General features: G+C 57.5%; 22 protein-coding genes. 13 read left to right on the forward strand and 9 right to left on the reverse strand.

Going from position 1 to position 19,396, the window contains the following annotated elements; all coding sequences use genetic code 11:
* Window positions 1-69: 69 nt before the first annotated feature.
* The 8 genes from sdhA to AC2FFF_RS06190 all read right to left on the reverse strand — a co-directional run bounded on the left by sdhA (window position 70) and on the right by AC2FFF_RS06190 (window position 6,248).
* Window positions 70-1,878 (reverse strand): succinate dehydrogenase flavoprotein subunit, encoded by a 1,809-nt coding sequence (gene sdhA, locus AC2FFF_RS06155; RefSeq protein ID WP_281972542.1) that lies wholly within the window; start codon window positions 1,876-1,878, stop codon window positions 70-72.
* Between the two features lie 25 nt (window positions 1,879-1,903).
* Complete coding sequence (locus tag AC2FFF_RS06160; protein ID WP_142635498.1) at window positions 1,904-2,275, reverse strand: succinate dehydrogenase, hydrophobic membrane anchor protein; 372 nt, start codon at window positions 2,273-2,275, stop codon at window positions 1,904-1,906.
* An 11-nt stretch (window positions 2,276-2,286) separates the two neighbouring features.
* Entirely contained in the window at window positions 2,287-2,670 is a 384-nt protein-coding gene (gene sdhC, locus AC2FFF_RS06165; RefSeq protein ID WP_142635496.1) for a succinate dehydrogenase, cytochrome b556 subunit, read from the reverse strand.
* A gap of 199 nt (window positions 2,671-2,869) precedes the next feature.
* Window positions 2,870-3,532 (reverse strand): DUF1194 domain-containing protein, encoded by a 663-nt coding sequence (locus tag AC2FFF_RS06170; RefSeq protein ID WP_142635494.1) that lies wholly within the window; start codon window positions 3,530-3,532, stop codon window positions 2,870-2,872.
* Window positions 3,533-3,582: 50 nt separating this feature from the next.
* The gene (locus AC2FFF_RS06175; protein WP_142635492.1) at window positions 3,583-4,611 is read right to left on the reverse strand and encodes a MaoC family dehydratase; all 1,029 of its coding nucleotides are present in this window, start codon (window positions 4,609-4,611) and stop codon (window positions 3,583-3,585) included.
* Entirely contained in the window at window positions 4,611-4,817 is a 207-nt protein-coding gene (locus tag AC2FFF_RS06180; RefSeq protein WP_281972543.1) for a DUF1737 domain-containing protein, read from the reverse strand. Before AC2FFF_RS06180 ends, AC2FFF_RS06175 begins: the two co-directional genes overlap by 1 nt.
* A 12-nt stretch (window positions 4,818-4,829) precedes the next feature.
* Complete coding sequence (locus AC2FFF_RS06185) at window positions 4,830-5,384, reverse strand: NnrU family protein (protein WP_142635488.1); 555 nt, start codon at window positions 5,382-5,384, stop codon at window positions 4,830-4,832.
* Window positions 5,385-5,390: 6 nt separating this feature from the next.
* Window positions 5,391-6,248 (reverse strand): HpcH/HpaI aldolase/citrate lyase family protein, encoded by an 858-nt coding sequence (locus tag AC2FFF_RS06190; protein WP_281972544.1) that lies wholly within the window; start codon window positions 6,246-6,248, stop codon window positions 5,391-5,393.
* A gap of 171 nt (window positions 6,249-6,419) precedes the next feature.
* On the opposite strand from AC2FFF_RS06190, the gene AC2FFF_RS06195 reads away from it, so the two are divergent.
* Window positions 6,420-6,719, forward strand: a complete 300-nt coding sequence (locus AC2FFF_RS06195; RefSeq protein ID WP_271948426.1) for a hypothetical protein — start codon at window positions 6,420-6,422, stop codon at window positions 6,717-6,719.
* Here the strand turns inward: AC2FFF_RS06195 and AC2FFF_RS06200 are convergent.
* The gene (locus AC2FFF_RS06200; RefSeq protein ID WP_271948427.1) at window positions 6,716-7,471 is read right to left on the reverse strand and encodes a sulfite exporter TauE/SafE family protein; all 756 of its coding nucleotides are present in this window, start codon (window positions 7,469-7,471) and stop codon (window positions 6,716-6,718) included. The two genes, AC2FFF_RS06195 and AC2FFF_RS06200, sit on opposite strands and share 4 nt — an antisense overlap.
* A gap of 161 nt (window positions 7,472-7,632) precedes the next feature.
* On the opposite strand from AC2FFF_RS06200, the gene mdh reads away from it, so the two are divergent.
* From mdh to AC2FFF_RS06260, 12 genes are all read left to right on the forward strand, one after another.
* Window positions 7,633-8,595, forward strand: a complete 963-nt coding sequence (mdh, locus tag AC2FFF_RS06205; protein WP_142635480.1) for a malate dehydrogenase — start codon at window positions 7,633-7,635, stop codon at window positions 8,593-8,595.
* Between the two features lie 69 nt (window positions 8,596-8,664).
* The gene (locus AC2FFF_RS06210) at window positions 8,665-9,513 is read left to right on the forward strand and encodes a putative nucleotide-diphospho-sugar transferase (RefSeq protein WP_281972545.1); all 849 of its coding nucleotides are present in this window, start codon (window positions 8,665-8,667) and stop codon (window positions 9,511-9,513) included.
* Window positions 9,514-9,729: 216 nt separating this feature from the next.
* A complete protein-coding gene (sucC, locus tag AC2FFF_RS06215; protein WP_281972547.1) occupies window positions 9,730-10,923 on the forward strand; it encodes an ADP-forming succinate--CoA ligase subunit beta in 1,194 nt (397 codons plus the stop codon).
* A gap of 214 nt (window positions 10,924-11,137) precedes the next feature.
* The gene (locus AC2FFF_RS06220) at window positions 11,138-11,386 is read left to right on the forward strand and encodes a hypothetical protein (protein WP_281972548.1); all 249 of its coding nucleotides are present in this window, start codon (window positions 11,138-11,140) and stop codon (window positions 11,384-11,386) included.
* Window positions 11,387-11,458: 72 nt separating this feature from the next.
* Window positions 11,459-12,340: a succinate--CoA ligase subunit alpha gene (gene sucD, locus AC2FFF_RS06225; RefSeq protein WP_496882889.1), complete on the forward strand. Its 882-nt coding sequence runs from the start codon at window positions 11,459-11,461 to the stop codon at window positions 12,338-12,340.
* 204 nt (window positions 12,341-12,544) lie between these two features.
* Window positions 12,545-12,793, forward strand: coding sequence for a hypothetical protein (locus tag AC2FFF_RS06230; RefSeq protein WP_281972550.1), 249 nt, complete (start codon window positions 12,545-12,547; stop codon window positions 12,791-12,793).
* 27 nt (window positions 12,794-12,820) lie between these two features.
* Window positions 12,821-13,363 carry a DUF805 domain-containing protein gene (locus AC2FFF_RS06235; RefSeq protein ID WP_425595585.1) on the forward strand — a complete coding sequence of 181 codons (543 nt, stop codon included), beginning with the start codon at window positions 12,821-12,823 and terminating at the stop codon, window positions 13,361-13,363.
* Between the two features lie 57 nt (window positions 13,364-13,420).
* Entirely contained in the window at window positions 13,421-14,119 is a 699-nt protein-coding gene (locus tag AC2FFF_RS06240) for a sulfotransferase family 2 domain-containing protein (RefSeq protein WP_281972552.1), read from the forward strand.
* A 37-nt stretch (window positions 14,120-14,156) separates the two neighbouring features.
* Window positions 14,157-17,114, forward strand: a complete 2,958-nt coding sequence (locus AC2FFF_RS06245) for a 2-oxoglutarate dehydrogenase E1 component (RefSeq protein WP_271948442.1) — start codon at window positions 14,157-14,159, stop codon at window positions 17,112-17,114.
* Between the two features lie 2 nt (window positions 17,115-17,116).
* Window positions 17,117-18,619: a 2-oxoglutarate dehydrogenase complex dihydrolipoyllysine-residue succinyltransferase gene (odhB, locus tag AC2FFF_RS06250; RefSeq protein ID WP_271948445.1), complete on the forward strand. Its 1,503-nt coding sequence runs from the start codon at window positions 17,117-17,119 to the stop codon at window positions 18,617-18,619.
* A 2-nt stretch (window positions 18,620-18,621) separates the two neighbouring features.
* A complete protein-coding gene (locus tag AC2FFF_RS06255) occupies window positions 18,622-18,891 on the forward strand; it encodes a hypothetical protein (RefSeq protein WP_142635953.1) in 270 nt (89 codons plus the stop codon).
* 43 nt (window positions 18,892-18,934) lie between these two features.
* Window positions 18,935-19,324, forward strand: a complete 390-nt coding sequence (locus AC2FFF_RS06260) for an MAPEG family protein (protein WP_142635462.1) — start codon at window positions 18,935-18,937, stop codon at window positions 19,322-19,324.
* Window positions 19,325-19,396 lie beyond the last annotated feature (72 nt).

Consider the following 19,396-nt stretch of genomic DNA (forward strand, 5'->3'; position numbering starts at 1 on the left):
TAAGTACAGATATTACTGACCCATAGAATTTGAGCAGTCCGGTGGTTGGTCGCGGACTGCCCAATCACATCAGAAAGTCCGCGCCTTGGGCGCGATTTTCTTCAGACTGATTCCGCCTTCTGCTTCGGTGCTCAGCGGATCGACGATCACCGGGCGATAGCTGAGGTTCACTTTATTACCGTCCACGCGGGACACCGTGTGAACGCGCCAGTTTTTGTCGTCGCGTTCGCTGAAATCCTCATGCGCATGGGCACCACGGCTTTCCTTACGCGCTTCGGCACCGACGATGGTGGCCAGCGCACTTGGCATCAGGTTGGTCAGTTCCAGCGTTTCCATCAGATCGCTGTTCCAGACCAACGAGCGGTCGGTGACTTTCAGGTCGTCCATTTTGGCGGCAATCGCCGTCATCTTTTCAACGCCTTCGGCCATGGTTTTGGCGGTGCGGAATACGGCCGCGTCAGCCTGCATGGTCTTTTGCATCTCAAGCCGCAGATCGGCGGTCGGGATCGCTCCGCTTGCGTTACGGACGGTGTCAAAGCGATCAAAGGCTTTGTCGACCGACCCCTGGTTCAGAACCGGGTTGGCGCTATCGGAATCCACAACCTTGCCGGCCCGGATCGCCGCCGCGCGGCCAAAGACCACCAGATCGATCAGCGAGTTTGAGCCCAAACGGTTCGCCCCATGGACCGAGGCGCAGCCCGCCTCACCCACGGCCATCAGACCGGGGACCACGGCGGTGGGGTCCTTGGCGGTGGGGTTCAGAACTTCACCCCAATAGTTGGTCGGGATACCGCCCATGTTGTAATGCACGGTCGGCAGAACCGGGATCGGTTCTTTGGTCACGTCCACACCGGCAAAGATCTTGGCGCTTTCGGAAATACCCGGCAGACGCTCGGCCAAAGCCTCGGCAGGCAAGTGGCTAAGGTTCAGGTGGATGTGGTCGCCCTCTGCACCCACACCGCGCCCTTCGCGGATTTCCATAGTCATTGAGCGCGAGACATAGTCGCGCGGTGCCAGGTCTTTGTACTGAGGCGCATAGCGCTCCATGAACCGTTCGCCTTCGGAATTGGTCAGGTACCCGCCCTCACCCCGCGCACCTTCGGTGATCAGACAGCCCGAGCCGTAGATGCCGGTCGGGTGAAATTGAACGAACTCCATATCCTGCAGCGCCAGACCCGCGCGGGCCACCATACCGCCACCGTCACCGGTGCAGGTATGGGCCGAAGTGGCGCTGAAATACGCCCGGCCATAGCCGCCGGTCGCCAGCACCACCATCTTGGCGTTGAAGACATGCATGGTGCCATCGTCCAGCTTCCAGCAGACGACACCCTGACACTGTCCGTCGTCGGACATGATCAGGTCGATGGCGAAATATTCGATGTAGAACTCAGCATTGTTTTTCAACGACTGACCATAGAGCGTGTGCAGGATTGCGTGGCCGGTCCGGTCAGCAGCGGCACAGGTCCGCTGAACCGCGGGGCCTTCACCAAATTCGGTGGTGTGGCCGCCAAAGGGACGCTGATAAATCTTGCCTTCCTCGGTCCGGCTGAAGGGCACACCGTAATGCTCTAGCTCATAGACCGCCTTGGGTGCCTCACGTGCGAGGTATTCCATCGCGTCGGTGTCGCCCAGCCAGTCCGAGCCCTTGACCGTGTCGTACATATGCCACTGCCAGTGGTCAGGACCCATATTCGACAGCGACGCCGCGATGCCGCCCTGCGCGGCAACCGTGTGCGAGCGGGTCGGGAACACCTTGGTCACGCATGCCGTACGCAGACCCTGTTCCGCCATACCCAGCGTTGCGCGAAGACCTGCACCACCTGCGCCTACGACAACGACGTCGTATTCGTGGGTTTCGTATTCATATGCTGCTGTCATTGTTCTTATTCCTTACCGCGCATCATCACAGGGCGAGTTTCACCAGGGCGAACAGCCCCGCAACCATCAGCGTGTAGCCAAACGCCCACATCGCAACCAGCGTCACTTTTTCGGCGACACCATGGATATAGTCTTCGATGGCCTCCTGCGCTTCGTACATCAGCTGCAACAGGGCAACGATCAGTGTCAGCGCGCATACGATCGCCGGGAAGGGACGACTGAAATAAGCCAGAACCTCTTCGTAGGTTCCGCCCAGACCGGCACCAAATGTGAAGATGAAGAGAGGAATCAGAACGGTCAGGATCATGGCCCGGACCATTGTGTTCCAATGTGTTTGGGTTCCGGATTTGCCCGCTCCCAGACCCTCGGCGCGTTTACGGTCAGTCAGGTATCGCATCGAACGTCTCCTTAAACCACAAGAACGGTGATGATGGTCAGGATCGTGGCACCAACGAACATGCCCCATCCCAGCTTTTCAGAGAGATCAACATCCAGGCAGTAGCCGAAATCCCAAAAGACATGACGCAAGCGGCCCAATGTGTGGTACCACAAACCCCAGGCCGCTCCGGTCATGACAAGATCACCGAACCAGCTGCGCAGAAATCCGTCTATGCCTGCAAAGGCCGCCTCAGAGGTTGCCGCCGCCAACAGCCACCACACCACAAGTGCTGCGATTGCGAACACGGCCAATCCAGTCATCCGAACCATGATCGATGACAGAGACGTCATCTGTGGGCGGTAGATGCGGATATGCGGTGAGAGCGGGCGGTTGCCCCGATTTACATCGCTCATGGCGGCTCCTTTTCGGTTGGCTTCCGAAGGTTTTACTGGTTTTTGCGACACTGTCACGTGCTGCAGCTGCAAAAAAGCTCAGAATTCGCGCAAAATGACAGATTAAGCGATAAAGTGATCACACAAAATATTCTTGTGATCACAAATCAAATAAGACGAAACAGATGTTAGCGCCTGCAGCTCCGAATCCCTGCCACACTTATTTCAGACCGGCCGTTTGCTGGGTCACTTCCCGCAACAGTTTCTTTCGGATGCGGGCCGGATAATCCTCGAACCCGGCCGCCGAAACGACAAACGCTCCCTCACCTACAATGACGTTCTCAAAGAAATAGGCCGTCAAGTCGGGTTCGCTTTCCTCGATGGCGATGGCATTTACCGTGACACCTTTCCCACGCAACACATCGTGAATCTCGGACGGTTCAACCCCTTCGTTGGAAACCCCATCACCCGAAATATCAATCAGGTGCCGTTTGCATTCGGTTACCTCGCTGAAACTGGACATTGTGGTCTCAAGCGCCTCACCGATTGCAGTCGAAAAATTGCGCCAGACTCTGGCATCCGCAGCCACCTGTCTGGCGAAGCTATCTATGGCTTCAAAGCTATCCATATGTGTCCAGGGGATCGTCACCTTCTGACGAGAGGCTCCGGTCCATTGGACCAGCATCAACCGCGCATTCCCGCGCACCAGCGCCTCGGAGACGATGGGGTCACGCAATCCAGCGGCCAGGCCGTCCATTTGTATGCGGTATTCGTTCGAATCCACCGATCCCGAGACATCAACGGCCAGAGCCAAAGCAAGATCACACGCCTCGGCGGTCGGGGCCAGAAAGAAACAGGCGACGAAAGAGCGAAGCAGAGACATGGTTGCAGCCTAGCACGAATATTGCAGGCTGCGTTCAAATGAATGTGGGGTCAGACTGGCATCAAAGCCCAGTAGTCGAGGTCCAACAGAACGTTGGGCAGATATCGGCCATCGTCATTTTTCAACTCGAATGGCTCTCCACCCTTCGTGGCGACCAGCCGCAACCGGACCGCCCCAACGCCGGGGATGCCAGTTTCGGCTTTGTCCAGCACCTCAGACCAGGCCTTAATGGTATAGCCTGAGAAGCAAGGGTTGGCATGGGCGCCACCGTTCAACCCGACGATCATCTGCGCATTTGCCAATCCATTGAACGACAGGGTCCGCGCCATCGAGATCACGTGCCCGCCATAGATCAGACGGCCTTCGGGGCGGAAGGTCAGATCGAAATGAACCTTGGCAGTGTTCTGCCAAAGCCGCGTGGCCAGCATATGCTCGGCTTCTTCCACCGTGACGCCGTCCACATGATCAATCTTTTCACCAATCGCGTAATCGCCCCACCGATGCGCTTCACCGGCCTGAACAAATTCATAGGAGGAAAAGTTCAGCCCTTGTGGCACTACCAGATCCTGAGGCTCCAGCGCCTGTTTCAACTCGGGCACCACCGTGTCCGGGGCGGGCGCGTCAGGGTTCGATTTGCGCACCATCACCCAGCGGACATACTCAATAACCACCTCATCGCGCTGGTTCAGGCCACGGGTTCGCACCCACACCACACCGGTTTTTCCGTTCGAGTTCTGCTTGACCCCAATCACTTCGGATTCCGACCGCAGCGTATCGCCGGGATAAACCGGCTTCAGCCAACGCCCCTCAGCATAGCCCAGATTGGCCACTGCATTCAGCGATACATCAGGGACAGTCTTGCCAAACACCACGTGAAACGCCGCCAGATCATCAATCGGGCTTTGCGGCAGGCCACAATTCCGGGCGAACTCATCCGAGGAATACAGAGCATGACGCGCCGGATAGAGCGCATGATACAACGCCCGTTCGCCATCGGTCACGGTGCGAGGCACCGCGTGGTGCAGCACTTGCCCTACAGAATAATCCTCGAAGAAACGGCCCGGATTGGTCTTTGCCATTATTGCTGTCCCAGTTTCATTTCAGGGGAATAGTCGGCCGCAACCTCTTTGGTCACGGCCTGCGCACAACGCATCACGTTGTTTGCAGTGTCAAAGGCATAGGACGGGTCGCCATACAGCTCCCACCCTTTTGCCAGCGCGTCCGACACTTTGTGACAGAAGGCTGCGGTGTCTTCCTCGGTCAGCAGACGATAGAGTGTTGCCATGTTGTCAAACCTTTATGAACCAAACGGCGACGGGCCGACCAACCCGTGAATATAGCCGATAATGCCCAGCAGAACGATCGACGCGATAAAGAACATCGCATCCTTGCCGTAAGTGCCCGGCTCGCCCGGTGTCCAGTCCGGCTCGGATTTGTTGATCACGATCACTTCGACCACCGCCCAGGCCAGCAAGCCGCCAAACAGGACGATTGAGGCCAGATCACCATTGACCAGCAAATGCGCAAAGGCCCAGAGCTTCATGCCGCCCAGCATCGGGTGACGCAGCTTGTTCAGCAAACGACCCTTTTGGCCTGCGGGGCTCATCATATAGATGGCGATCAGCACCAGCAGGTTGTTGACGTGGATCAGAAAGGTCGGCGGCGACCAGATTGGGATGAAATCGGTCATGCGATAACCGAAGATCATCAACAGGATTGACGCCAGCAGCGCCAGCGCCACCGCGCCCGCACCGCCTTTGCCCATCGCCGCGCGCTGGTCCGGCATCACGCGTTTGAACAGATGTGCGGCCCACCAGAGCGCCACACCAAGAATCAGAAGAACAAAGCCCATGCTGGCTTACCCCGCTTGCAAAGCTGAAATCGCCTCTGCTTTTGCCAGAATTTCACGGGCGGTTGCAACGTGCAGGTTTTCCACGATCTTGCCATCGACGACCGCGACGCCCTGCCCTTGTGCTTCGGTCTCTTCAAACGCGGTGATCTGGCGGCGGGCCAGATCGATTTCCTCATCCGATGGGGCGAAGGCGTCGTTGGTGACATCGACCTGTGCGGGATGGATAAGGGTCTTGCCGTCAAAGCCCATATCGCGGCCCTGCGCGCATTCGGCCGCCAGGCCTTCGCTGTCCTTGAAGGCGTTATAGACGCCATCGACGATGATCAGCCCCTCAGCCTTGGCGGCTAACAGGCACAGGCCCAGCGACGTCTGCAACGGCAGGCGGTCTGGGTGGAACCGTGTCTGCAATTCCTTGGCCAGATCGTTGGTGCCCATGACGAAGCCCGCCATCTGCGGATGCGCGGCAATTTCGGCGGCGTTCAGCATCCCGCGCGGCGTCTCCATCATGGCCCATATCGGCAGATCACCGGTTATTGCGGCCAACGCATCCACATCTGCGGCAGAATTCACTTTGGGCAGCAGAACCACATCCACGTCCATGTCCCGCACGGCTAGGGCATCGGCCCGGCCCCATTCGGTATCCAGGCCATTGATTCGTACGATCTTGACCCGCGCCCCATAACCGCCAGCAGCCAAGGCAGCCCCCAGCGTTTCACGCGCGTTGTTTTTTTCGTCCGCCGCGACCGCATCTTCGAGGTCAAAAATAACCGCATCAACAGGCAGGTTGCGGGCCTTGTCCAACGCCCGGTCTTTGGAACCGGGAATGTACAATACGGAACGGTAGGGTCGCTGACGGGAGTCCATTGGCTTCGGCCTCTTGAAATAATGTTGCGCAGAATGGGGCATTTTCTGCAGGAAAGTTCAAGCGCAAACTTGCCGCACCGCAGCATTAACGACGCAACGTGCGTTCCTTTAACCGTATTTCGGTCTGCACCGGTCACCGTCTTGGCAGATCGCAATCAAAAGGGTTCACCGATGAGCAAGACGCTGTTCAATATGACAATGGGGCTGGGTATCATGGTTCTGGCCGCCCAGCAGGTGCAGGCTCAAAGCTGCGCCCCCCGCGACGAGGTCATAACTCGACTGGCCGAGACTTATGGCGAAACGCGTAAGAGCATTGGCATCGCCCGACAAGGTGCGGTGATGGAAGTCTTTGCCTCTGATCAAAGCGGAAGCTGGACTATTACGGTGACATTACCGGATGGAATGACCTGCCTTGTGGCTTCGGGCCAGTCCTACGAAGATATGGCCGAAGCACTGCCGCCCAATGTCTAGCTCAGGGCCTCCCAGATCAGTTTTGTTCCGGTCAGCATCAGCAAAACGTAGGCAATACCGAAGAACAGGCGTTCGGATATCATGAAATGCGCGCGCACACCTAGCCATGCACCAAGCACGGCAAATGGAGCCAGCAACAAGTCGGCCAGCGCAGTGTGCCATGTGAACAGACCCAGATAGGCATACGGAATGAATTTAGCGACATTGATGACCCAGAAGACCAGCACTGTGCTCGCCTGAAACTCGGTTTTAGACAGACGCTGCGAGATCAGATAGACGGCGGCGGGTGGGCCGCCCGCATGACTGACAAAGCTGGTGAATCCGGCGACCAACCCCGCAAGAATTCCCGCAAATGGCGGCAGGCGATTGGCAAAGCCGCGGATCCAGCCCTTTCTCTGGGCCACATGCCAGATCACGAACCCCACTGAAATCCCTCCGATCAGCAGGCGCAGAAGGTCGTCATTCGTGGCGCGATACAGCCAGGCGCCCACAGCCACACCCGGCACTGCCCCCACGATCAGCAGGCGTGAATCCGGCCAGCTCCAGCGTTTCCAATAGGGGCCCAGCGTAGCGACGTCGATTACCATCAGAATTGGCAACATCAGTGCAAGCGCCTGTCCCGGTGTCAGGATCAGTGCCAGAATCGATGACGCGGCAAACGCCACCCCCGAGCCGAACCCACCCTTCGAGATGCCGGCGAAGATCACAGCAGGGATCGCCACGGCAAAAAACATCAGGTCCATCTCGAACATGCGGCGTCCCGTAAATATGCATGAGTCACAGGCGGTTTAGCGCAATCGGTAGGAGACATGCAAACGGTATGCGGTGGCATGCCGCGCCGCAGAAGGCTTGCGCAGCGCCGGTTTTAGGACTAGCAAAACCGCGATTTCAATACCGACCGGAGATTTTCCAAATGGCCAGACCCAAGATCGCGCTGATCGGCGCAGGTCAGATCGGCGGCACGCTCGCCCACCTCGCAGCAATGAAGGAACTCGGTGACGTCGTGCTGTTCGACATCGCCGAGGGCACTCCGGAAGGCAAGGCGCTGGATATCGCAGAATCCGGCCCTTCCGAAGGGTTCGACGCCAAGCTGAAAGGCACCCAGTCCTACGAGGACATCGCAGGCGCCGACGTTTGCATCGTCACCGCAGGTGTCCCACGCAAGCCAGGCATGAGCCGTGATGACCTGCTGGGCATCAACCTGAAAGTCATGAAGTCGGTCGGTGAAGGCATCGCCGCCAACGCGCCCGATGCTTTTGTCATCTGCATCACCAACCCGCTGGACGCGATGGTCTGGGCTCTGCGTGAATTCTCGGGCATGCCGCACAACAAGGTCTGCGGCATGGCGGGCGTTCTGGACTCAGGCCGTTTTGCCCACTTCTTGTCGGAAGAATTCAACGTGTCCATGCGCGACGTCACTGCCTTTGTTCTGGGTGGCCACGGCGACACCATGGTTCCTTCGGTTCGTTATTCTACCGTTGCGGGCATCCCGCTTCCCGATCTGGTCGAGATGGGCTGGACCACACAAGAGAAACTGGACGCAATCGTGCAGCGCACCCGAGACGGCGGAGCTGAAATCGTTGGCCTGCTGAAAACAGGTTCGGCTTTCTATGCGCCTGCCACATCGGCAATCGAAATGGCCGAAGCCTATCTGAAAGACCAGAAACGCGTCCTGCCCTGCGCCGCTTATTGCGACGGAGAGCTGGGTGTCGAAGGCATGTATGTCGGCGTCCCCACCGTGATCGGCGCAGGCGGTATCGAGCGTATCGTCAACATCAAGCTCAACGAAGAAGAGCAGGCCGGTTTCGACAATTCGGTCAACGCCGTGAAGGGCCTGATCGAAGCATGCAAAGGCATCGACAGCTCTCTGGCCTGATCCGTCTTATACGGTTAAACAGAACCCGGCTCACCCATGGTGGGCCGGGTCATTTTTTGGAAGATTGCCATGTCGTCTCAGGGATTTGTCATTGCCGCAAGCGGTAAGGATTACATCGAAACAGCGGTGGCAGCGGCTCGGTCGTTAAAGGTCGCCATGCCGGATGTATCGGTCGACCTGTTCACCGACCTCGAAAACATCCCGGGAACAGAAGTGTTTGACCAAATCCACATGCTGGACAAAAGCTGGTTCCGACCCAAGTTCGAAAGCCTTGTGCGGTCCCGGTTCGAAAAGACGGTCTATTTGGATGCCGATGTGCGCTGTCTGGCAGATATGTCGGATATCTTCACCGTCCTAGAGCAGTTTGATATCGCGATGGTCCATGACCCTTTGCGCAACTCGGCCCATGCGCAACGTGTTTGGAAAACTCCGCTGCCCAACGCATTTCCCCATCTCAATGGCGGGCTGGTTGGAATTCGCACTTCGGACGCAGTGCTGGATTTCCTGCGAGATGTACAAGAGACTATCATCTCGGAAAACCTGACCTCAGATCAGGCGCTGATCCGCGAAAAGCTGTTTGCCAGCGCGTTGCGACTGGCAGTTCTGCCACCCGAGTACAACTTCCTCGATTATCGTCAGGCCGAGATGTTCGGTTTTCTCCACAGCGCCCCGCGCCTGCTGCATCACTACAAATTTCACAGCCGTCACGACAAGCGGCTGGACAGCGCTAGAACTGTCGCCGGTTTGGTAGGGCCCGATCTCGAACGTCATATCAACAGCCTTATCGAAGCCGACGCACAGCTCACGCCCGGCGCGTCGAAAAAAGTCCGACCACTGGTCGACAAAGGCTTGTTGGGCAAACTGCGCAAACTGGTGATGTCTGTGAAAAAGGGTATCGTCCGCCTCAGACGCGGATAGGTTAGCGCTAGCTTGAAAACGTCATATTCTATTGGGTGAATTTCCTGCCGAATCAACGCTCAATACCAGCTCAAGTTTTGTGATCACACCCTGAAAAGCTGTGATCACAAATAATGAAAATCTTCGTGAAAAACCTCCTTTACGTCAAAAAAGCCTTTAAACTTACCCCTTAGACACGCCTATATCGGTCAATCGTAGTCAGACGGGACAGTTTCGATGAACATTCACGAATATCAGGCCAAAGCGCTTCTTCGCAGCTATGGCGCCCCGGTTTCCGACGGTCGCGCGGTCCTGCGCGCCGAGGAAGCTAAAACCGCAGCCGGTGAGTTGGACGGACCTCTTTGGGTCGTCAAAGCGCAGATCCACGCGGGCGGCCGCGGCAAGGGGTCTTTCAAGGAATCCGATGCCGGTGAAAAGGGCGGTGTCCGTCTGACCAAGTCGGTTGAAGAGGCCGCGGAGGAAGCCAAAAAGATGCTAGGCCGCACACTGGTCACGCATCAGACCGGTCCTGCGGGCAAACAGGTCAACCGCATCTATATCGAGGCCGGTTCCGGCATCGAACGCGAACTGTACCTGGCCCTGCTGGTAGACCGCCAGACCAGCCGCATCTCATTCGTCTGCTCGACCGAAGGCGGCATGGATATCGAAGAGGTGGCCGCAGCCACGCCTGAGAAAATCTTGTCCTTCTCGGTTGACCCAGCCACAGGCTATCAGCCCTATCATGGCCGCCGCATCGCCTTCTCGCTGGGCCTGGAGGGCGCGCAGGTCAAACAGTGCGTCAAACTGATGAGCCAGCTGTACGCTGCCTTCGTCGAGAAGGACATGGAGATGCTGGAAATCAACCCGCTGATCGTGTCCGACAAGGGCGACCTCAAAGTGCTGGACGCCAAAGTCGGTTTTGACGGTAATGCGGTCTACCGCCATCCGGATATTGCCGAGCTGCGCGACACGACCGAGGAAGACCCCAAGGAACTTGAAGCCTCTAAGTACGACCTGAACTACATCGCGTTGGATGGTGAGATCGGCTGTATGGTGAATGGTGCCGGTCTGGCGATGGCGACAATGGACATTATTAAGTTGTATGGCGCCGAGCCTGCCAACTTCCTCGACGTGGGTGGCGGTGCCACCAAAGAGAAAGTGACCGAGGCGTTCAAGATCATCACCTCTGACCCGCAGGTTAAAGGCATCCTGGTCAACATCTTCGGCGGCATCATGCGCTGTGACGTCATCGCCGAAGGCGTTGTCGCCGCGGTGAAAGAGGTCGGTCTGCAGGTTCCGCTAGTCGTGCGTCTGGAAGGCACGAACGTTGAGAAGGGCAAAGAGATCATCAACACATCGGGCCTGGACGTAATCGCGGCGGACAACCTGAAAGACGGTGCCGAGAAGATCGTGAAGGCGGTTAAGGGGTAAATTCGTGGGTCTTTTCAGTAAGCCACTGTTGTTTGCAGGCGCACTGCTTAGCTTGGCCGCCTGTCAAACAACAACTGAGAGCACGTCACCGTCGAACCCGCCAGAAATCAAGCGGTCATCAAACGCGGGTCCAGGCGCCAATCCGGTCTCGGCCGGACAAGCTACGGCGTATTTCCGCGCGCTGTGTGGTCAGGCAGAATTGGGACGCAGTGCTTTGGAAGACGCAGCGGCGGCAAATGGATTTGTCCAGAACTCGAAAACAACGACATACTTTCATCAGAAACAAGATCTTTCGGTCAAACTGACCGATACTGCCTGCTCAATTGTGTTTGTGTCCAACGAAAATCCATCAACGGTCAATGGGACTTTTAACGCTTTGCAAAGCGACTTGGGTCCGATCAGCATCCGGGACGTGGGTGTACTCGGCGGCGAACACTACTTCAGCGCACGGATCAAAGTTTGAATGGGCGTGAGCCTACAACCAATACCTTAAGGGTCACCTGACCCATCAATGGTAAAAATAGGAGAACGCCAAATGGCAGTCCTCATCGACGAAAATACCAAAGTGATCTGTCAGGGCTTTACCGGCTCGCAGGGCACATTCCACTCTGAGCAGGCCATCGCCTATGGCACCAAGATGGTCGGCGGCGTGACCCCCGGCAAAGGCGGGATGGAACATCTGGGCCTGCCTGTGTTCAACTCGGTCCATGAGGCCAAGCATGTGACTGACGCGAACGCCAGCGTGATCTATGTTCCGCCGCCGTTTGCAGCCGACTCGATCCTTGAGGCGATCGATGCCGAGATGGAGGTGATCGTCTGCATCACCGAAGGCATCCCGGTTCTGGACATGATGAAGGTGAAACGCGCGCTGGAAGGCTCAAGCTCGCGCCTGATCGGCCCGAACTGCCCCGGTGTCATCACACCAGACGCCTGCAAAATCGGCATCATGCCCGGCCACATTCACAAGCGCGGCTCGGTCGGCGTTGTGTCACGTTCGGGGACCCTGACTTATGAGGCCGTCAAACAGACCACCGATGTGGGTCTGGGTCAGTCCACTTGTGTGGGCATCGGCGGCGACCCGATCAAGGGTACCGAGCATATCGACGTGCTGGAATGGTTCCTGGCCGATGACGAGACTCACTCGATCATCATGATCGGTGAGATCGGTGGCTCGGCCGAAGAAGAAGCCGCGCAGTTCCTGGCGGATGAGGCCAAGAAGGGCCGCTCGAAACCCACCGCCGGCTTTATCGCAGGCCGCACGGCCCCTCCGGGCCGCCGCATGGGCCACGCGGGCGCGATTGTTGCCGGTGGCAAAGGCGGAGCCGAGGACAAGATCGAAGCCATGCGCGCAGCCGGTATCGTCGTGGCCGAAAGCCCGGCGCAGCTGGGTGAGGCTGTGCTGGAAGCGATCGGGTGAGCTGTGACTCCCTGTTGCCCATATGAGCTGAGGGCGGCGCCCAACTGCGGGTGGGTGCGAAGCACCTGCCCGTCAATTCTTTGGTTTGCCTTCGGCAAAACGGGGTGGACGGACGCTGCCCGGCGATGCCGCTGGGCAGGACTCGTTGTAGCGGTCGCCTGCTTAGGTAACCTAGCCAGCGCCGACGCATCTAGTGAAGCACCGATGGATCAATTCATCGTTCGCGCCATTCCTGGCGTCACAGGTGGCTCGACAAAAACATTGGGCGATGACCACATCTCATTTACTTATTTGAGCATTCGTGTCGACGATGAAGAGTTGCAAGCAGCTGCCGATTTTTGGTGCTCGCAATTTGAAGGATCCGCTAGACTTGTTTCCGATACTTCGGTCGGCAGCTCACTTCTGCTATTTGAACGCCGCCAGTCAGTTTTCGACTGCCCGGTCCAAAATTAGGGGCAAGGCATGAGCCAAACAACAACCATGACCTTCTCTGACGCCATCCGCACCTGTTTCGCCAAGTTCTTCACCTTCTCAGGGAGAGCCTCGCGGCCCGAATACTGGTTCTTTTTCCTGTTCATCCTGATCTGGAGCATCATCGCCGGGATCATCGACGCGCAGTTCTTCACGCAAGTCGCTGTGACTGAAACCGAGACGTCCAGATCCGTGTCCGTCACGTCTTCGCAGCCTGTGCAGGGTATTGTTGGTCTAATCGTGTTCTTCCCGCATCTGGCCGTCGCCTGGCGGCGGATGCATGATACCGGGCGCAGCGGGCTGTATGCGCTGCTGCCAATCCTGCTGTTCTTTGGCGCCGGGGCCGTGATGGTCTTTGGCATCGGCCTCGCCTCGCATTTCCAGCATGGCGGCAATCTGGACATCCTGTTCACCCGCGCCACTCTGTTGATCGTCATTCCGACGCTTCTGATCCTGTTTGTGTCGCCCCTCCTGGTCCTATGGTGGCTGACCCGCCCCAGCCAGCCAGGCACCAACCAATACGGTCCCAATCCTTCAGAGGTCCCTCAATGAACCTGCTGAGCGTAAACTCTCTACAAGCGGCCCCTGTGGCCAGAAAGGCCATCTGACATGGTTTTGGTTTGCCATGAGCACAAATTCATCTATCTCAAGACGACGAAGACTGCGGGAACCTCTACCGAGATAGCGCTACAGCCTTTATGCGAAGAACCCGGTCTTCCGCGGCTTGAAAATGGGCAAATCCGCGTATCGAAATACGGTATTGTCGGTGCTCGTGGGAAAACTGCAGGTTTGGTCCGGCCAAAATGGCAGTTTTGGCGCAAATACGCATGGCGCAACCATATGCCTGCGAAACAGGTTCGAGCCAATCTTGGGTCAAAGACCTTTGATTCCTATACAAAGATCGCCAACGTACGAAATCCTTTCGATCGTGCTGTATCCGACTACCACTTTCGGAAACATCAGCAAGGATTGCCCTCGGAAGACCCGCAGACCGAAATTGCTCAGTTCAAAGAGTTCATCCGGTCAAAGGCCTGGGGCAATAACTGGGAGATAGTCTCGATCAACAACAAGCTGATCGTGGACAAGTTCGTCCGCAAGGAAAACCTGCAGTCAGATCTGAAAGAGATTTATCGCTCCTTTGGGTTGCCGGAAGACAGCTTTGAATTGCCGCACGAAAAGTCGATGGCCGAACGACGAAAAGGCATTCCAGTGCCCGATTATTTCGACGCAGATACGATAGACATCGTTCGACGAAGAATGACCTGGGTATTCGAGGCCGGAAACTACCCCGAAGATCCGCAAGACTAAATCCTACCAAATCCGAAATCGCATTTGAGGTCCTACAATGACCGAACATTCGCCCAACTCTGCCTTCCACGCCTCAAGCTTTATGCAGGGGCATAATGCCGAATATCTGGAGCAGCTCTACGCCCAGTATACCAAGAACCCCGGCGCGGTGGATGCCGCCTGGGCCGAGTTCTTCAAGGCCATGGGCGACGCCTCGCCTGATGTCCAGCGCGAGGCCGAGGGGCCTTCGTGGGCGCGGTCCGACTGGCCGCCGATGCCGACGGATGATCTGACCGGTGCGTTGACTGGCGAATGGGCCGAGATCGACGCCAAGGCGGCGGGCAAGAAGATCAAGGAAAAAGCCGCCGACAAAGGTGTTGCCGTCAGCGAAGACCAGATTAAACGCGCAGTTTTGGACAGTCTGCGGGCGCTGATGCTGATCCGGGCCTATCGTATTCGGGGTCATCTGGCCGCCGATCTGGACCCGTTGGGCATGCGGGCTGCCAGCACGCATCCGGAATTGGACCCCAAGACTTATGGGTTTACCGATGCCGATATGGATCGCCCGATCTTTATCGACAACGTGCTGGGCCTGCAGATGGCCAGCATGCGCCAGATCGTCGAGATCGTGAAACGCACCTATTGCGGCACCTTCGCGCTGCAATACATGCATATTTCGAACCCGGAAGAGGCTGCCTGGCTGAAGGAACGGATCGAAGGCTATGGCAAGGAAATCGCGTTCACCAAAGAGGGCCGCAAGGCCATCCTGAACAAGATGGTCGAGGCCGAAGGGTTCGAAAAGTTCCTGCACGTGAAATACATGGGCACCAAGCGCTTTGGTCTGGACGGCGGCGAAGCATTGATCCCCGCGATGGAACAGATCATCAAACGCGGCGGGGCCCTAGGCCTAAGCGATATTGTCATCGGCATGCCACACCGCGGACGTCTGAACATTCTAGCGAATGTAATGGCCAAGCCATACCGCGCCATCTTTAACGAATTCCAGGGGGGCAGCTTCAAGCCTGAGGACGTGGATGGCTCGGGCGATGTGAAATACCACCTTGGTGCCTCAAGCGACCGTGAATTTGACGGCAACAGCGTCCACCTGTCGCTGACCGCCAACCCAAGTCACCTTGAGGCGGTGAACCCGGTTGTTCTGGGCAAGGTTCGCGCCAAGCAGGATCAATTGAACGACACCGACCGGACCAGAGTCATGGCCATTCTGCTACATGGCGATGCGGCCTTTGCCGGTCAGGGTGTCGTTGCCGAAGGATTCGGCCTGTCCGGCCTGCGCGGTCACAGGACCGGCGGCACCATGCATATCGTGGTGAACAACCAGATCGGCTTTACCACTGCACCGCATTTCTCGCGCTCCAGCCCTTATCCCACAGATATCGCACTGATGGTTGAAGCCCCGATCTTCCACGTGAATGGCGACGACCCCGAGGCGGTGGTACACGCAGCCAAGGTTGCGACCGAGTTTCGCCAGAAGTTCCACAAGGACGTGGTTCTGGATATATTCTGCTATCGCCGGTTCGGGCATAACGAGGGCGACGAGCCCATGTTCACCAACCCGATCATGTACAAGAAGATCAAGACCCATAAGACCACGCTGTCACTATACACGGAACGGCTGGTCAAGGACGGGTTGATCCCCGAAGGCGAGATCGAAGATATGAAAGCCGCCTTCCAGGCCCATCTGAATGATGAGTTCGAAGCCGGCAAAGACTATAAGCCCAACAAGGCCGACTGGCTGGACGGGCGTTGGGCGCATCTGGATAAGAACAAAGACGAATATGTTCGCGGCGATACTGCGATTGCACCAGAAACCCTGGCCGAGGTTGGCGCATCGCTAACCCGGGCCCCCGAGGGATTTGCACTCCATAAAACTGTCGGCCGCCTGCTGGACCACAAAAAGCAGATGTTCGAAACCGGCAAAGGCTTTGACTGGGCCACGGGTGAGGCGCTGGCCTTTGGGTCATTGCTGACCGAAGGCTATCCAGTTCGCCTGTCGGGACAGGACGCAACGCGCGGTACGTTCAGCCAGCGCCATTCCGGCTTTATCAATCAGGAAACTGAAGAGCGGTACTATCCACTGAACAACATCCGGGCTGGTCAATCACAATATGAGGTGATCGACTCGATGCTGTCGGAATACGCGGTTCTGGGCTTTGAATACGGCTTTTCCCTGGCTGAACCCAACGCTCTGACCCTGTGGGAGGCGCAATTCGGCGATTTCGCCAACGGTGCGCAGATCATGTTCGATCAGTTCATCAGCTCGGGCGAAAGCAAATGGCTGCGCATGTCCGGTCTGGTGACCCTGCTGCCGCACGGGTTCGAAGGGCAAGGGCCTGAACACTCGTCCTCGCGTCTGGAACGTTTTCTGCAGATGTGTGGTCAGGACAACTGGATCGTAGCCAACTGCACGACGCCTGCGAACTACTTCCACATCCTGCGCCGTCAGCTGCACAGAACCTTCCGCAAGCCGCTGATCCTGGTGACACCGAAATCGCTGTTGCGCCACAAGCTGGCGATCAGCACGGCCGAGGATTTCACCACCGGCTCCAGCTTCCACCGGGTGCTGTGGGACGACGCGCAAAAGGGTAACTCGGACACAACCCTGGTCAAGGATGACAAAATCAAACGGGTCGTGATGTGTTCCGGCAAGGTCTATTTCGACCTGCTGGAAGAGCGTGACGCGCGCGGCATAGACGATGTCTATCTGATGCGAATCGAACAGTACTATCCGTTCCCCGCGCATTCGCTGATCAATGAACTGGAACGGTTCAAGGGAGCCGAAATCATCTGGTGTCAGGAAGAGCCCAAGAACCAGGGGGCGTGGTCCTTTATCGAACCCAATATCGAATGGGTCCTGACCCGGATCGGCGCCAAGAATACCCGCCCGGTCTATGTCGGCCGCGCCACCTCGGCCTCGCCTGCAACGGGTCTGGCCAGCCAACATAAAGCCCAACAAGAAGCGCTGGTGAACGAAGCGCTGAGCATTGAAGGAAAGTAATGATGTCCATTGAAGTTCGTGTTCCCACGCTGGGCGAATCCGTTACCGAAGCCACCGTTGCCACCTGGTTCAAGAAACCCGGTGATGCAGTCGCGGTCGATGAAATGCTGTGCGAGCTTGAAACCGACAAGGTCACGGTCGAGGTCCCCTCGCCCGCCGCTGGCGTGATGGGTGAGGTTGTCGCCGCCGAAGGCGAAACCGTAGGCGTCAATGCCCTGTTGGCAACAATCGTCGCCGGAGAAGGTGCCGCCCCGGCCCCAGCCGCCGCACCTGCGCCTGCCGCAGCACCGGCAGCCTCGGGCGGCAGCGTTGATGTGATGGTGCCCACGCTGGGCGAATCCGTGACCGAAGCGACGGTCTCGACCTGGTTCAAACAGGTCGGTGACAGCGTCGCACAGGACGAGATGCTGTGTGAGCTGGAAACCGACAAGGTCTCGGTCGAGGTTCCCGCCCCTGCGGCGGGTGTTCTGGCAGAAATCGTTGCCCCTGAAGGCGCAACTGTAGACGCCGCAGCCAAGCTGGCGGTGATCTCGGGTTCAGCAGCAGGGGCGGCCGCCGCTCCGGTCGTAGCCGCTCCGGCGAGCGGCGGGGATTCCGTTGGTGGCAAGGACGTCGCCAATGCGCCTTCGGCCCAAAAAGCCATGGCCGAGGCTGGCCTGTCCGCTGATCAGGTCACCGGCACCGGTCGCGATGGTCGTATCATGAAAGAAGACGTAGCCAAGGCAGTCGCCGCCCCGGCGGCCGCAGCGGCGGCACCTGCACCAGCGGCCCAAGCACCACGCGCACCCGTTGCCGCACAGGATGCCAGCCGCGAGGAACGCGTGCGCATGACCCGTCTGCGCCAGACCATCGCCAAGCGCCTGAAAGACAGCCAGAACACCGCCGCCATGCTGACCACCTATAACGAGGTGGACATGACAGAGGTGATGGCCCTGCGTAACCAGTACAAGGACCAGTTCGAGAAGAAGCACGGCGTCCGTCTGGGCTTTATGTCCTTCTTCACCAAGGCCTGCTGTCATGCACTGAAAGAAGTGCCCGAAGTGAATGCCGAGATTGATGGCACCGACATTGTCTATAAGAACTTTGTGCATATGGGTGTCGCCGCAGGCACGCCGACCGGTCTTGTTGTTCCGGTCATCCGTGATGCAGATTCGATGTCATTTGCCGCGATCGAAAAGGCAATCGCCGAAAAGGGCAGGCGCGCCCGTGACGGCAAGCTGAGCATGGAAGAGATGCAGGGCGGCACCTTCACCATTTCGAACGGCGGCGTCTATGGCTCGCTGATGTCCTCGCCGATTCTGAACCCGCCGCAGTCGGGTATTCTTGGTATGCACAAGATTCAGGACCGTCCGATGGCCATCAACGGTGAGGTCAAGATCCGCCCGATGATGTATCTGGCTCTGTCCTATGACCACCGGATCGTGGACGGCAAAGGTGCTGTGACCTTCCTAGTGCGCGTGAAAGAGGCACTGGAAGATCCACGCCGCTTGCTGATGGATCTATGACCATGGCAACTCATGTTCTCTGGCAGGCTGACGTTGCTGATTTTGATGTCTGGCTGAAAGTGTTTCGCGAAGACAAGCCAATGCGGGAGGCCGCGGGTATCCGCGACCTCCACATCTGGAAAGACCCCGATCAGCGTGATCATGCCGTTGCAATGTTTGAGGTGGTTGATCTTGAAAAGGCCCTGAGTTTCTTTGATTCCGAGGAATTGGCCATGCATCACGAACGTGGCGGGATCGCGCATATTCAGGTGAAGCTTCTGACGCCAGTTTAAACCGATTTATCGCATCCGTTCCTAGTGCGAGGAAACAAACTGAATGACCACGGAATTGACCGTCTTGTCGCTGGCAGCCCTTCTTTGGGTCGCTCAATTTGTCGCCTATTTGATCTCTGGCCACGGTAAGGTCGATGTGCTGCACGCGTTGGGACCTCGTGATACCCCGTTTGACAAACCTGCTGCAATGGGACGTCTGCACCGTGCACTTAGCAACCATTCCGAAGGGTTGGTTTTGTTCTCTATCGCATCTTTGGTCATTACGACCTCGGGGCAATCCAGCGCTTTTACTGCCGCCTGTAGTTGGGTCTACCTGATCGCACGCGCTTCCTATGTTCCGGCCTATGCATTTGGCTGGACACCATGGCGTACGGTGATCTGGATGATCGGGCTGCTGGCGACCACTGCAATGCTGTTGGCAGCTGTGTTTTGATTCGAGCTGCCGCATAGATTATTCAATGGGGGTGCATTGCGCGGACAAGCGCATCCGACCCCACCAAATACA

This window comes from Ruegeria sp. YTSA226, assembly GCF_059609905.1.

What these genes read in the sequence shown, in the direction of transcription:
- sdhA (WP_281972542.1), bottom strand. Translation starts at nt 1,878, where the DNA reads ATGACAGCAGCATATGAATACGAAACCCACGAATACGACGTCGTTGTC.
- AC2FFF_RS06160 (WP_142635498.1), bottom strand. Translation starts at nt 2,275, where the DNA reads ATGCGATACCTGACTGACCGTAAACGCGCCGAGGGTCTGGGAGCGGGC.
- sdhC (WP_142635496.1), bottom strand. Translation starts at nt 2,670, where the DNA reads ATGAGCGATGTAAATCGGGGCAACCGCCCGCTCTCACCGCATATCCGC.
- AC2FFF_RS06170 (WP_142635494.1), bottom strand. Translation starts at nt 3,532, where the DNA reads ATGTCTCTGCTTCGCTCTTTCGTCGCCTGTTTCTTTCTGGCCCCGACC.
- AC2FFF_RS06175 (WP_142635492.1), bottom strand. Translation starts at nt 4,611, where the DNA reads ATGGCAAAGACCAATCCGGGCCGTTTCTTCGAGGATTATTCTGTAGGG.
- AC2FFF_RS06180 (WP_281972543.1), bottom strand. Translation starts at nt 4,817, where the DNA reads ATGGCAACACTCTATCGTCTGCTGACCGAGGAAGACACCGCAGCCTTC.
- AC2FFF_RS06185 (WP_142635488.1), bottom strand. Translation starts at nt 5,384, where the DNA reads ATGGGCTTTGTTCTTCTGATTCTTGGTGTGGCGCTCTGGTGGGCCGCA.
- AC2FFF_RS06190 (WP_281972544.1), bottom strand. Translation starts at nt 6,248, where the DNA reads ATGGACTCCCGTCAGCGACCCTACCGTTCCGTATTGTACATTCCCGGT.
- AC2FFF_RS06195 (WP_271948426.1), top strand. Translation starts at nt 6,420, where the DNA reads ATGAGCAAGACGCTGTTCAATATGACAATGGGGCTGGGTATCATGGTT.
- AC2FFF_RS06200 (WP_271948427.1), bottom strand. Translation starts at nt 7,471, where the DNA reads ATGTTCGAGATGGACCTGATGTTTTTTGCCGTGGCGATCCCTGCTGTG.
- mdh (WP_142635480.1), top strand. Translation starts at nt 7,633, where the DNA reads ATGGCCAGACCCAAGATCGCGCTGATCGGCGCAGGTCAGATCGGCGGC.
- AC2FFF_RS06210 (WP_281972545.1), top strand. Translation starts at nt 8,665, where the DNA reads ATGTCGTCTCAGGGATTTGTCATTGCCGCAAGCGGTAAGGATTACATC.
- sucC (WP_281972547.1), top strand. Translation starts at nt 9,730, where the DNA reads ATGAACATTCACGAATATCAGGCCAAAGCGCTTCTTCGCAGCTATGGC.
- sucD (WP_496882889.1), top strand. Translation starts at nt 11,459, where the DNA reads ATGGCAGTCCTCATCGACGAAAATACCAAAGTGATCTGTCAGGGCTTT.
- AC2FFF_RS06230 (WP_281972550.1), top strand. Translation starts at nt 12,545, where the DNA reads ATGGATCAATTCATCGTTCGCGCCATTCCTGGCGTCACAGGTGGCTCG.
- AC2FFF_RS06235 (WP_425595585.1), top strand. Translation starts at nt 12,821, where the DNA reads ATGACCTTCTCTGACGCCATCCGCACCTGTTTCGCCAAGTTCTTCACC.
- AC2FFF_RS06240 (WP_281972552.1), top strand. Translation starts at nt 13,421, where the DNA reads ATGGTTTTGGTTTGCCATGAGCACAAATTCATCTATCTCAAGACGACG.
- AC2FFF_RS06245 (WP_271948442.1), top strand. Translation starts at nt 14,157, where the DNA reads ATGACCGAACATTCGCCCAACTCTGCCTTCCACGCCTCAAGCTTTATG.
- odhB (WP_271948445.1), top strand. Translation starts at nt 17,117, where the DNA reads ATGTCCATTGAAGTTCGTGTTCCCACGCTGGGCGAATCCGTTACCGAA.
- AC2FFF_RS06255 (WP_142635953.1), top strand. Translation starts at nt 18,622, where the DNA reads ATGGCAACTCATGTTCTCTGGCAGGCTGACGTTGCTGATTTTGATGTC.
- AC2FFF_RS06260 (WP_142635462.1), top strand. Translation starts at nt 18,935, where the DNA reads ATGACCACGGAATTGACCGTCTTGTCGCTGGCAGCCCTTCTTTGGGTC.